Annotated in this window: 11 protein-coding genes; 8 read left to right on the forward strand and 3 right to left on the reverse strand. The window is 71.4% G+C overall.

What is annotated here, in order from left to right; translation table 11 throughout:
* A partial coding sequence (locus tag GTW67_RS12280) for a SpoIIE family protein phosphatase (RefSeq protein WP_161164840.1) occupies positions 1–1,632 on the forward strand: 1,632 nt, incomplete at its 5' end.
* 68 nt (positions 1,633–1,700) lie between these two features.
* Here the strand turns inward: GTW67_RS12280 and GTW67_RS12285 are convergent.
* A complete protein-coding gene (locus GTW67_RS12285; RefSeq protein ID WP_161164841.1) occupies positions 1,701–4,001 on the reverse strand; it encodes a transglycosylase domain-containing protein in 2,301 nt (766 codons plus the stop codon).
* A gap of 269 nt (positions 4,002–4,270) precedes the next feature.
* Here GTW67_RS12285 and GTW67_RS12290 point away from each other — a divergent pair, with 269 nt between their 5' ends.
* From GTW67_RS12290 to GTW67_RS12310, 5 genes are all read left to right on the forward strand, one after another.
* Complete coding sequence (locus tag GTW67_RS12290; protein ID WP_161164842.1) at positions 4,271–5,209, forward strand: SPFH domain-containing protein; 939 nt, start codon at positions 4,271–4,273, stop codon at positions 5,207–5,209.
* Positions 5,206–5,481 carry a hypothetical protein gene (locus tag GTW67_RS12295; protein WP_161164843.1) on the forward strand — a complete coding sequence of 92 codons (276 nt, stop codon included), beginning with the start codon at positions 5,206–5,208 and terminating at the stop codon, positions 5,479–5,481. The genes GTW67_RS12290 and GTW67_RS12295 overlap by 4 nt, the downstream gene beginning before the upstream one ends.
* A gap of 150 nt (positions 5,482–5,631) precedes the next feature.
* Complete coding sequence (locus GTW67_RS12300) at positions 5,632–6,156, forward strand: PadR family transcriptional regulator (protein WP_161164844.1); 525 nt, start codon at positions 5,632–5,634, stop codon at positions 6,154–6,156.
* Positions 6,153–6,842 carry an ABC transporter ATP-binding protein gene (locus tag GTW67_RS12305; protein WP_161164845.1) on the forward strand — a complete coding sequence of 230 codons (690 nt, stop codon included), beginning with the start codon at positions 6,153–6,155 and terminating at the stop codon, positions 6,840–6,842. Before GTW67_RS12300 ends, GTW67_RS12305 begins: the two co-directional genes overlap by 4 nt.
* Entirely contained in the window at positions 6,839–9,181 is a 2,343-nt protein-coding gene (locus GTW67_RS12310; protein WP_161164846.1) for an ABC transporter permease, read from the forward strand. Before GTW67_RS12305 ends, GTW67_RS12310 begins: the two co-directional genes overlap by 4 nt.
* 85 nt (positions 9,182–9,266) lie before the next feature.
* Here the strand turns inward: GTW67_RS12310 and GTW67_RS12315 are convergent, their stop codons facing one another.
* Positions 9,267–10,205: a LysR substrate-binding domain-containing protein gene (locus GTW67_RS12315; RefSeq protein ID WP_161164847.1), complete on the reverse strand. Its 939-nt coding sequence runs from the start codon at positions 10,203–10,205 to the stop codon at positions 9,267–9,269.
* 133 nt (positions 10,206–10,338) lie between these two features.
* Between GTW67_RS12315 and GTW67_RS12320 the strand changes: the two genes are divergently transcribed.
* Together GTW67_RS12320 and GTW67_RS12325 are read left to right on the forward strand one after the other, a co-directional pair.
* Entirely contained in the window at positions 10,339–10,893 is a 555-nt protein-coding gene (locus GTW67_RS12320; protein WP_053136447.1) for a peroxiredoxin, read from the forward strand.
* Positions 10,894–10,899: 6 nt separating this feature from the next.
* Positions 10,900–11,433: an alkyl hydroperoxide reductase gene (locus GTW67_RS12325; RefSeq protein WP_161164848.1), complete on the forward strand. Its 534-nt coding sequence runs from the start codon at positions 10,900–10,902 to the stop codon at positions 11,431–11,433.
* 74 nt (positions 11,434–11,507) lie between these two features.
* On the opposite strand, the gene GTW67_RS12330 is transcribed toward GTW67_RS12325, so the two are convergent.
* On the reverse strand, positions 11,508–12,256 hold a 749-nt coding region (locus tag GTW67_RS12330), incomplete at its 5' end, for an AI-2E family transporter (protein WP_161164849.1).

Below are 12,256 nucleotides of genomic sequence, written 5' to 3' on the forward strand. Positions count from 1 at the left end.
GAGATCGTCATGGGGCTGTGCCGGGCCACCGTGCCGACGTTCGCGGACGCCATCCTCGTCTATCTGCGCGAACCGCTGCCGGTCGGCGACGAGCGGCCCACCGGCCCGCTGGTGCTGCGGCTGCGCCGCACCGACCGGATACCGGCCGAGCGGGACACCGAGGGCGGTTTCCTGCCCGCCGCGCAGCCCGATCCGTCCGAGCTGGAGGCGGTCGGCTCCGAGCTGTGCGAGGTGCGGCCCGGCAGCGCGCTCGCCGAGGTGCTGCGCGGGGTGCGCCCGGTCTTCACGGACACCGCCGCGGCCCGTGCCGCCCTGCCCGACCTGCTCGGGGACGGCGGCGAGTTCGCCGTGCCCGGCGGCCGGCGCGCGATCCTCGCCCCGCTGCGCGGCCGGCGCCGGGTGATCGGGGCGGCCCTGTTCCTGCGCGGCCCGGAGCGCATCGCCTTCGAGGGCGACGATCTGCTGGTCGCCGCCCAGCTCGCCACGCACAGCGCGCTCGGCATCGACAAGGCGGTGCTGTACGGGCGGGAGGCGTACATCGCCGACGAGTTGCAGCGCACGATGCTCCCGGAGAACCTGCCGCGCTGCACGGGCGTCCGGCTGGCCTCCCGCTATCTGCCGGCCGCCGAGACGGCGCGGGTCGGCGGCGACTGGTACGACGCCATCCCCCTGCCCGGCAGCCGCGTCGCGCTGGTCGTCGGGGACGTCATGGGCCACTCCATGACGTCGGCGGCCATCATGGGCCAGCTGCGGACCACCGCGCAGACCCTGGCCGGGCTCGACCTGCCCCCGCAGGAGGTGCTGCACCACCTGGACGAGCAGGCCCAGCGCCTCGGCACCGACCGCATGGCGACCTGCCTCTACGCCGTGTACGACCCGGTCAAGCACCGCATCACCGTCGCCAACGCCGGCCACCCGCCGCCCGTCCTGCTGCACCTGGGCGGCCGTGCCGAGGTGCTGCGGGTGCCCGCGGGCGCCCCGATCGGCGTGGGCGGCGTGGACTTCGAGGCGGTCGAGCTGGACGCCCCGGCCGGCGCGACCCTGCTGCTCTACACGGACGGCCTGGTCGAGTCCCGGCTGCGGGACGTGTGGACCGGCATAGAGCAGCTGCGGGAACGCCTCGCGGCGACCGCCCAGCTCACCGGCCCGGACCATCCGCCGCCCCTGGAAGCCCTGTGCGACGAGGTGCTGGACATGCTCGGGCCGGGCGACCGGGACGACGACATCGCGCTGCTCGCCGCCCGCTTCGACGGCATCGCGCCCAGCGACGTCGCGTACTGGCGCCTGGAGCCGGAGGACGCGGCCCCCGGCAAAGCCCGCCGCCTCGCCCGGCGCGCCCTGGACCGGTGGGGCATGGAGGACCTCACGGACTCGGTGGAGCTGCTGGTCAGCGAGGTCGTGACCAACGCCGTGCGGTACGCGACCAAGCCGGTCAGCCTGCGGCTGCTGCGCACCGACGTGCTGCGCTGCGAGGTCGGCGACGACGTGCCGCAGCTGCCGAGGCTGCGGCAGGCGCGGGCCACGGACGAGGGCGGACGCGGGCTGTACCTGGTGAACCGGCTGGCCCGGCGCTGGGGCGCGACCCGGCTGAGCACCGGCAAGGTGGTCTGGTTCGAGCTGAACCGGAGCTGAGACGCACACGGAAAGGGCGCCCGGTGAGCACCGGGCGCCCTTTCCCATGTCTGCCGACGGCCTGCGGGCTACTGCTGCTCGCGCCGGTCGTTGTCCGGGAACAGCGGGTCCTCGGGCTCCGTGGACGGTCCGCCCGTCGACGGCTGGGTGGACGGGCTGTTGGACGCGGACGTCGACGGCGACTCCTCCGGCTCCTCCTCCGTCTCCTCCTCGGTCGGCTCCTCGGACGTCGGCTCCTCGCTGGGCGTCTCCTCGGCCGTCTCCTCCTCCGAGGGCGACTCGGACGGCGTGTCGCTGACCGTGGGCGAGGTGCTGGGCTCCACCGCGGCGCCCTGCTTGGTCTCCAGGTCGAACTCCGCGACCTCGTCCATCACGCCGAAGGTGTACGCGGCCCAGATCTGCGCCGGGAAGCCACCGCCGTTGACGCGGGGCTCGCCGCCCGCCTCGTACATCGGGACCTGGGCGGAGGTCTTGGCGTCCTCGCCGAACAGCCCGACGGAGGTGACCAGGCCGGGCGTGAAGCCGGTGAACCAGGCCGACTTGTTGTTGTCGGACGTACCCGTCTTGCCGGCCACCTGCTGGCCGTCGCGCATCGGGTTGTCGCGCACGGACCGCTTGGCCGTACCGTCGTCGACCACGCCGGTCAGCACCGACGTCACCGTGTCGGCGGCCTCGCGGCTGATGACCTGGTCACCGACCGGGTCGGGGAAGTCGACCTTGCGGGAGTTGTGCTCGACCGACTTCACGACGGCCGGGGTGACCTTCTTGCCGTGGTTGTCGAGGGTGGCGTAGACGCCGGCCATCTCCAGCGGGCTCGCGCCCATACTGCCCAGGGTCTGCGCCGGGACGGCCTCCATGCCCTCGGTCTCCATGCCGAGCTTGCCCGCCACGTTCACGACCTCGGACATGCCGACGTCCACGCCCATCTGCGCGAAGACGGAGTTGACCGACTTGTTCATCGCCTCCTGGACGTCGATGTCGCCGTAGTCGGCGTCGTCCTCGTTCTCGGGGGCGAAGCCGACCTCCTGGCCGTCGTCCTCCACGGGGCGCTTGCTCGTGCCGTCGTACATGGTGTTCGCGGTGATCGGCACGCCGTCCTGCGTCTCCGCGTCCTCGTCCACGGCGGCGGCGAGGATGACCGGCTTGAAGGTGGAGGCGGGCTGGTAGTCGTCGCGGGTGGCGTTGTTGCGGAAGTGCTTGACGTAGTCCACGCCGCCGTACATCGCCACGACCGCGCCGGTCTTCGGGTCCACGGAGACGGCACCGGCCTGGACGTCGGCGTCGACGTCGCGCTTCTTCGGGTCCAGCTTGCTGGTCAGCTGCTCCTTGACGGACTTCTCCAGCGCCGCCTGCTTCTTCTTGTCGACGTTGAGTGTGACGGTCCAGCCGCCCGCCTCGACCAGCGCCTCGGCCTGCTTCATGTCCTCGGCGGTGCCGCCGGCGACGAGCTGCTTCTTGAGCGCGGTGTTGGCCGCCTCGACCAGGTAACCGGTCTGGCCCTCCATGCCGGGCGCGGGCTTGGGCTCCAGCGGGACCGGGAACTTCATGGCCTGGCGGTCGCCCTGGCTCAGCCACTTCTGCTCGACCATGTTGTTGAGGACGTAGTTCCAGCGCTCCTGGACGAGCTTCTTGCCGGTGTCGCTGGCGATCGCCCAGTCGTACTGGTTGGGCGCCTGGAGCAGCGCGGCGAGATAGGCGCCCTGCTCGACCGTGAGGTCCTCGGCGTCGACGCGGTAGTAGGCCTGGGCGGCGGCCTGGATGCCGTAGGCGCCGCGGCCGTAGTAGCTGGTGTTGATGTACCCGGCGAGGATGTAGTCCTTGGGCTTCTCCCGGTCCAGCTTCAGGGAGATGACCAGCTCCTTGAGCTTGCGGGAGACGGTCTGGTCCTGGGTGAGGTAGTAGTTCTTGACGTACTGCTGGGTGATCGTCGAACCGCCCTGCGCGCCCTTGCCGGAGAGCGTGTTGAGCACACCGCGCGCGGTGCCCTTGAGGTCGACGCCGGAGTCCTTGTAGAAGCTCTTGTTCTCGGCGGCGACGAAGGTGTGCTGGACGTCCTTGGGGATCTTCGCCAGGTCGACGATCTCGCGGTTGTAGCCCTTGCGGGCCATGATCGAGCCGTCGCTGTACTTGTAGACGTTGCCCTGCCGCTGGGCGTCGGCGTTCCCCTCGGGGATGTCGATCACCATGTACAGCACGATGAAGGCGCCCATGCCGAGCAGGACGAGCCCGAAGAAGGTGCCGAGGATCTTCTTCCAGGTGAACAGCCGGCGTATTCGGCCGCGGCCGTCGGCCGGCGACGAGCGGCGTCCACTGGCCGCCGCACGGCGGCCACCGCGCTGGCGCGCTTTTCTCTCTTCCGCTCGTCCCATGGGTCCGATCCGCTCCGATTCGGTCGTGTGTGCTCACCCGTCACACAGGTTCGCCGCTCAGGTCAGCTCAGAAAGCTAACACCGGGAGATATGGCAAACGGCTGCGGATCCGGCCTTGTACGGACGTGAGAATCAGCACCCGTTCCAAAGGAACCGACGTCCGGGAGGGGTTGAGGGTTGTCATGGCGGGGAAAAGTGATATCACTTAGCTAGAGCCAAGACATCACCGGATGCGTGCGAGCGCATCCCGCGAGAACGGGGGACCCTCCATGTCCGCACACGAGACACCGCAGGCCACGGCCGATGTGCCGCAGATGCCGGCACCACGGGTGCGGGAGACCCAGGCGCCCAGCATCGGCGGCGGGCTGGCACTGCTGCTGGGACTGCTCGGGCTGCTCGCCGGCGCCGGACTGATGGCCGGCGCCGCGGCGGTCTCGGCGACCGGGGCGAAGGCCGCCCTGATCGCCGGGGGCATCGTGATCGCCCTGGCGGCGTTCCTGGCGATGTGCGGGCTGAACATGGTGGCGCCGGGCGAGGCCCGGGTGGTGCAGCTCTTCGGCCGGTACCGGGGCACGATCCGCCAGGACGGACTGCGCTGGGTCAACCCGTTCACCTCGCGCACCAAGATCTCGACGCGGGTGCGCAACCACGAGACGGCCGTCCTCAAGGTCAACGACGCCTACGGCAACCCGATCGAACTGGCCGCGGTCGTGGTGTGGCGGGTGGAGGACACCGCGCAGGCCACCTTCGAGGTGGACGACTACATCGAGTTCGTCTCCACCCAGACCGAGGCGGCCGTGCGGCACATCGCCATCGAGTACCCCTACGACGCCCACGAGGAGGACGGCCTCTCGCTGCGCGGCAACGCCGAGGAGATCACCGAGAAGCTCGCCGTCGAGCTGCACGCGCGCGTGGAGGCGGCCGGCGTGCAGATCATCGAGTCCCGCTTCACGCACCTCGCCTACGCCCCCGAGATCGCCTCGGCGATGCTCCAGCGGCAGCAGGCCGGCGCGGTCGTCGCGGCCCGGCGGCAGATCGTGGACGGCGCGGTCGGCATGGTCGAGGCGGCGCTCGTGCGGATCAGCGAGCAGGGCATCGTGGAGCTGGACGACGAGCGCAAGGCGGCGATGGTGTCCAACCTGATGGTCGTGCTCTGCGGGGACCGCGCCGCCCAGCCGGTCCTGAACACGGGAACGCTCTACCAGTGACGCCCCCCTCCGAGGGATCCACCCCGCCCGAGGACTCGGCCTCGAAGCGCCGGCCGCAGCAGCGCAAGCAGGTGCTGCTGCGGCTGGACCCGCAGGTCTACGAGGCGCTGGCCCGGTGGGCTGGCGACGAACTGCGCTCGGCCAACGCCCAGATCGAGTTCCTGCTGCGCAGGGCGCTCGCCGAGGCGGGCCGCCTGCCCGGGGACACCGGGCCGCTGCCCCGCCGGGGGCGCCCCCCGAGGGGCGGTCCCGGCGGGACTCCCCCGACCTGACCGGCCGCGCCACCGCGTCTCGCGGCGGCGCGGCTTCCGCCGTAGCGGAACCGTGACAATCGCCCCCGACCTGCGGTTCCGTACACACCATCACCCTCTCTGCACCCCGCGTATACATAGTGCGTATACACCGTGTGTAGAGTGCTCCGCATGTCCATCGGTCACACCCTCCTGGGACTCCTGGAGTCCGGGCCGCGCCACGGCTACGACCTGAAGCGCGCCTTCGACGAGAAGTTCGGTCACGACCGGCCGCTGCACTACGGCCAGGTCTACTCGACGATGTCCCGCCTGCTGAAGAACGGCCTCGTCGTCGTCGACGGCGTCGAGACCGGCGGCGGCCCCGAACGCAAGCGGTACGCGATCACCGACGCCGGGATCACCGACGTGCAGCAGTGGCTCGCCACGCCGGAGAAGCCCGAGCCCTACCTTCAGTCCACGCTCTACACCAAGGTCGTCCTCGCGCTGCTCACCCACCGCGACGCCGCCGACGTCCTCGACACCCAGCGCTCGGAGCATCTGCGCGGCATGCGCATCCTCACCGACCGCAAGCGCAAGGGCGACCTCGCCGACCAGCTCATCTGCGACCACGCCCTGTTCCATCTCGAGGCCGACCTGCGCTGGCTGGAGCTCACCGCCGCGCGCCTCGACAAGCTCCGTGAGGCGGTGGCCCGATGACTCCCCCCGCAGGTTCCCTGCTCTCGGCCGAGAAGCTGACCAAGGCCTACGGCCCGACGCTCGCCCTCGACGGCGCCGAGTTCTCCATCCACCCCGGCGAGGTCGTCGCCGTGATGGGCCCCTCCGGGTCCGGCAAGTCGACGCTGCTGCACTGCCTCGCCGGCATCGTGCCGCCCGACTCGGGGACGATCACGTACGACGGGCGGGAGCTGTCCGCCATGTCCGACGCCCAGCGCAGTGCGCTGCGCCGCTCGGAGTTCGGCTTCGTGTTCCAGTTCGGGCAGCTCGTGCCGGAGCTGACCTGCGTCGAGAACGTCGCCCTGCCGCTGCGTCTGAACGGCACCTCCCGCAAGGAGGCCGAGCGGACCGCGCTGACCTGGATGGAGCGGCTGGAGGTCGACGACCTGCGCAAGAAGCGGCCCGGCGAGGTCTCCGGCGGCCAGGGCCAGCGGGTCGCGGTGGCGCGGTCCCTGGTCACCAGCCCCCGGGTGCTCTTCGCCGACGAGCCGACCGGAGCGCTGGACTCCCTCAACGGCGAGCGCGTGATGGAACTCCTCACGGACGCCGCCCGCTCCACCAACGCCGCCGTCGTCCTCGTCACGCACGAGGCACGGGTGGCCGCCTACTCCGACCGCGAGATCGTCGTACGGGACGGGAAGTCCCGGGACATGGAGCGGGCCGTATGAGTGCGCGCCGCTGGGCCGCGGATCTCGGCATGGGCTTCCGGTTCGCCTTCACCGGCGGACGGGAGGGCTGGACCCGGGCCCTGCTGACGGCCGTCGGCGTCGGGCTGGGGGTGGCCCTGCTCCTGCTGACGACGGCGATCCCGACCGCGCTCGCCGTCCGGCACGAGCGGGAGGCCGCGCGCACCGACATCACGTTCACCGACGACCGGCCCGCCAAGGGCGACGACACCCTGATCGTCGCCAATGTCGACACGGACTTCCGCGAGGAGACCGTGCGGGGCCGCGCCCTGGAGGTGGAGGGGCCCCGCGCGCCGCTGCCGCCGGGCGTCGACAGGTTCCCGGCGCCGGGCGAGATGATGGTCTCCCCCGCGCTGAAGGAGCTGCTGGAGTCGGACTCCGGCACGCTGCTGCGCAAGCGGCTGCCGGAGCGGATCAGCGGCACGATCGCGGAGAGCGGGCTGATCGGCTCGCAGGAACTCGCCTTCTTCCGGGGCGCCGACGACCTCGCTCCGCACATCGACAGCGGCCGGATCGTCCGCATCGACCACTTCGGCGACCCCGACCCGGTCCCCGCGGACGCCGATCCGGTGCTCCTCCTGCTCGTCCTCGTCGTCTTCGTGGTGCTGCTGATGCCGGTCGCGGTGTTCATCGCCGCGGCCGTGCGGTTCGGCGGCGAGCGGCGCGACCGGCGCCTAGCGGCACTGCGGCTGGTGGGCTCCGACGGCCGCATGACCCGGCGGATCGCCGCCGGCGAGGCGATGGCGGGCGCGGTCCTCGGACTCCTCTTCGGTGCCGGGTTCTTCATGATCGGGCGCCAGCTGGCCGGTACGGCCGAGGTGTACGACATCAGCGTGTTCCCGAGCTACCTCAACCCCTCGCCCGTGCTGGCGCTGCTGGTGGCGGTGGCGGTACCGGCCGCGGCCGTCCTGGTGACGCTGTTCGCGCTGCGCGGGGTGGTCATCGAGCCGCTCGGCGTGGTGCGCACGGCCAAGCCGGCCCGGCGGCGCCTGTGGTGGCGGCTGCTGCTGCCGGTGGCCGGTCTGGCGATGCTGTACCCGATGGTCGGCCAGGGCCGGGACGGCGGCGACTTCAACCAGTACCTCGTGACCGGCGGCGTCGTCCTGCTGCTGATCGGCGTCACCGCCCTGCTGCCGTGGATCGTGGAGACGGTCGTCGCCCGGCTCGGCTCCGGGGGCGTCGCCTGGCAGCTCGCCGTGCGCCGGCTCCAGCTGAGCAGCGGCACGGCGGCCCGCATGGTCAACGGCATCGCGGTGGCCGTCGCGGGCGCGATCGCCCTCCAGATGCTCTTCTCGGGCGTGGACGGCGACTACACCAAGAGCACCGGGAAGGACGTCGCGCAGGCGCAGATGGAGGTGTCCCTGCCCAGTGAGGTCCGGGTGCCGGACGCCGCCGCGAAGTTCCGGGACACCCCCGGTGTCCGGGCCGTCTTCTCCTACTCCGAGGGCTACGCGGGCGACCGCCGCACGGACGCGGAGAACTCCACGATGCTGACCGTGGGCGACTGCGCCTCGCTGCGCGAGATCGCGACGCTGTCCTCGTGCGACGACGGCGACGTGTTCGCGGTGCGCGGCGCCGAGTGGGACGCCGGGGTCGACGTGATGGCGCTGGCGAAGCCGGGGCGGACGATGTACCTCGACCCGTCGTACGAGGGCGGCCCGAAGGGCCTGGAGCTCCCCTGGAAGGTGCCGTCGGGCGTCAAGGAGGCGGCGCCGCGCAAGGGCCTGCTCGCCGGGATCGACCGGGGCGGCTTCCTGATCACGCCGAAGGCGCTGCCGGACTCCCTCGCCCCGGCGCTGGACGGCCACGCCTACCTCCGGCTCGACGAGTCGGTGCCGGACGTCCACGAGCAGGTGCGGAACACCGCCGCAGCCGTCGACCCGCTGGCGTACCCGATGGTCTGGGCGGCCACCGAGCGCACCGACCGGTTCGAGGCCATCCGCACCGGCCTGTTCGTCGGCGCCGCGTGTGTGCTGGCGCTGATCGGCGCGAGTCTGCTGGTCTCGCAGCTGGAGCAGTTGCGCGAGCGCAGGAAGCTGCTGTCGTCCCTGGTCGCCTTCGGCACCCGGCGCCGCACGCTGAGCCTGTCGGTGCTGTGGCAGACCGCGATCCCGATCGCCCTGGGCCTGGTGCTGGCGACGGCGGTGGGGCTGACGCTGGGCGCGGTGCTGCTGAAGATGACGAACACGCGGGTGTCCGTCGACTGGTCCGGCGTCCTCGCCATGACCGGTATCGGGGCCGCCGTCGTCCTGGTGGTGACGCTGTGCAGCCTGCCGCCGCTGCTGCGGCTGATGCGGCCGGAGGGCCTGCGCACGGAGTGATCCCGCCCCACCCCCGGGCCCGGACGCGGCACGCACGCACAGCGTGCCCGTCCGGGCTTCCGCATGAGCCGCCCTGCTGGCCGTTTCAGCCGTGGACCGTCCGCACCGGCAGGTCGGCCATCGCCTCGCGCAGCGCCGCCGCCAGTTCCTCGTACTCCGCGGAGCGGGCCGCGCCCGTGCGCATGGCGAGGGCGACCCGGCGGGTGGGCGCCGGGTCGGCGAAGGAGCCGGTGAGGAGCTGGCTGGAGCGGGACGTCTCCACCCGGACCGCCGTACGCGGCAGCAGCGTCACCCCGAGGCCGCCCGCCACCAGTTGGACCAGCGTCGACAGGCCCGCCGCCGTCGTGGTCGCCGGGACGTCGGCGCGGCCGGCCTCCCGGCAGATGTCGAGCGCCTGGTCGCGCAGGCAGTGCCCCTCGTCGAGCAGCAGCAGGTTCAGCTCGCGCAGCACCCCGCGCTCGATGCCCTCCCGGCCGCCGAGCCGGTGGTCGAGCGGCGTGACGAGCACGAAGTCCTCGTCGAAGAGCGGGAGTTCGGTGACGCCGGGGACACCGAGCGGCACGGCCAGCAGCAGCAGGTCGAGGCGGCCGGACCCGAGGCCGTCCAGCAGGCTCGCCGTCTGCTCCTCGTGGACCTGGAGGTCGAGGTCGGGGTAGCGCTCGTGGACCAGCCGCAGCACGGTCGGCAGCAGATACGGCGCCACGGTCGGGATGACGCCGAGCCGCAGCGCGCCGGTGAACGGCGCCCGTACCGCCTCCGCCTCCTCCAGCAGCGCTCCGACCTCCGCCAGGACCGCCTTCGTCCGCACCGCGAGCCGCTCCCCCGCCGGTGAGAGCAGCACCTTGCGCGTCGTACGCTCCAGGAGGGTGACACCGAGTGCCTCTTCCAGGGCCGAGACGGCGCCGGAGAGCGCCGGCTGGCTCATGCCGATCGCGGCGGCGGCATCGCGGAAATGCAGATGCTCGGCGACCGCGGCGAAAGCCCGCAGCTGGGCGAGGCTGGGCTGCCTCTTCTTACCGGTCACTAATAGCCACCTCCGATCAACTCGACCGAGTGTAGCTATTTCACTAATCAATGCACTGTGTGCCAACATCAAGAATGTCCAACCCATGGGAAACACCCGCAATCCGGGTGTTTCTTCGCTGCAAGGAGAGCGCGTGCTCACTGTCGGTGACAAGTTCCCCGAGTTCGATCTGACCGCCTGCGTCTCGCTGGAGAAGGGCAAGGAGTTCCAGCAGATCAACCACAAGACCTACGAGGGTCAGTGGAAGGTCGTCTTCGCATGGCCCAAGGACTTCACCTTCGTGTGCCCGACCGAGATCGCCGCCTTCGGCAAGCTGAACGACGAGTTCGCCGACCGTGACGCCCAGGTCCTCGGCTTCTCCGGCGACTCCGAGTTCGTCCACCACGCCTGGCGCAAGGACCACCCGGACCTGACCGACCTGCCGTTCCCGATGATGGCGGACTCGAAGCACGAGCTGATGCGCGACCTCGGCATCGAGGGCGAGGACGGCTTCGCCAAGCGCGCCGTGTTCATCGTGGACCAGAACAACGAGATCCAGTTCACCATGGTGACCGCCGGCTCGGTCGGCCGTAACCCCAAGGAGGTCCTGCGGGTCCTCGACGCCCTCCAGACCGACGAGCTCTGCCCGTGCAACTGGAGCAAGGGCGACGAGACCCTGGACCCGGTCGCGCTGCTGGCCGGGGAGTGATCTGACATGTCCCTCGACTCCCTGAAGTCCGCCATACCGGACTACGCCAAGGACCTGAAGCTCAACCTGGGCTCGGTCATCGGCAACTCCGACCTCCCGGCGCAGCAGCTGTGGGGCACCGTGCTGGCGACCGCGATCGCCTCGCGCTCCCCGATCGTGCTGCGCGAGCTGGAGCCGGAGGCGAAGGCGAACCTCACGCCGGAGGCGTACACGGCCGCCAAGTCGGCCGCCGCCATCATGGCGATGAACAACGTCTTCTACCGCACCCGGCACCTGCTGTCGGACCACGAGTACGGCACCCTGCGCGCCGGTCTGCGGATGAACGTCATCGGCAACCCCGGCGTCGACAAGGTCGACTTCGAGCTGTGGTCCTTCGCGGTGTCCGCGATCAACGGCTGCGGCATGTGCCTGGACTCGCACGAGCAGGTGCTGCGCAAGGCCGGGATCGACCGCGAGGTCATCCAGGAGGCCTTCAAGATCGCCGCGGTGATCGAGGCCGTCGGCGCCACGCTGGACGCCGAGGCGGTTCTCGCCCAGTAGTCCCGCCGCGCCCGGCACAGCGACAGAAAGGGGCCCCGCTCACCGTCCTGGTGAGCGGGGCCCCTTCTCCGTCGCTACGCCGGGGGCGTGTCCGCCGGGGGTTCGGTCTCCGCGGGCTCCGGCCGCGGTCCCACCGCCGGGGACGCGTCCGTCGACGTCGCGCCGTGCGGCCTCGGGGACTGCCGTACGGCGGCCTCGCGGGAGTAGGCCCGCAGATAACCGACGACGGTGTTCGTCACCGCGACCAGCGGTACGGCGACCACCGCGCCGCCGATGCCGGCGATCATGCCGCCGGCGGCCACCGACAGCACCACCGCCAGCGGATGGACCCGCACCGCGCGCCCGAGGATGAACGGCTGGAGGATGTGGCCCTCGATCTGCTGCACGACCAGCACGACGGCGAGCGTCATGACCGCCGCGAACATGCCCTGCGTCACCAGCGCCACGACCACCGCGAGGGCGCCCGACACGACGGCGCCGACGAGCGGGATGAAGGCGAACAGGAAGATGAACACGGCCAGCGGCACGGCCATCGGCACGTCGAGGAAGTAGATGCCGAGGCCGATGAAGATGGCGTCGATCAGCGCGACCACGACCGTGCCCCGCACATACGCGGTCAGCGTCCGCCAGGCGCGCGGACCGGCGCCGGCGACGCCCGGCCGGGCCGCGGCCGGCACCAGCTTGAGCGTCCACTGCCAGATGCGCCTGCCGTCGTAGAGCAGGAACAGCGTCGAGAACGCGGCCAGCAGGATGCCGGTGAGGGCCTCCACGACGACCGTGACGCCCTCCAGACCGGCGGAGGTTATCTGGTCGGTGTTGGCGA

Origin of the sequence: Streptomyces sp. SID5910, assembly GCF_009862125.1 — a bacterium.
Taxonomy (GTDB): Bacteria; Actinomycetota; Actinomycetes; order Streptomycetales; family Streptomycetaceae; genus Streptomyces.

Excerpts from the sequence above, each read along its gene's own strand:
- GTW67_RS12290 (WP_161164842.1), top strand. The coding sequence starts at position 4,271 with ATGTCCGCACACGAGACACCGCAGGCCACGGCCGATGTGCCGCAGATG.
- GTW67_RS12285 (WP_161164841.1), bottom strand. The coding sequence starts at position 4,001 with ATGGGACGAGCGGAAGAGAGAAAAGCGCGCCAGCGCGGTGGCCGCCGT.
- GTW67_RS12300 (WP_161164844.1), top strand. The coding sequence starts at position 5,632 with ATGTCCATCGGTCACACCCTCCTGGGACTCCTGGAGTCCGGGCCGCGC.
- GTW67_RS12325 (WP_161164848.1), top strand. The coding sequence starts at position 10,900 with ATGTCCCTCGACTCCCTGAAGTCCGCCATACCGGACTACGCCAAGGAC.
- GTW67_RS12310 (WP_161164846.1), top strand. The coding sequence starts at position 6,839 with ATGAGTGCGCGCCGCTGGGCCGCGGATCTCGGCATGGGCTTCCGGTTC.
- GTW67_RS12305 (WP_161164845.1), top strand. The coding sequence starts at position 6,153 with ATGACTCCCCCCGCAGGTTCCCTGCTCTCGGCCGAGAAGCTGACCAAG.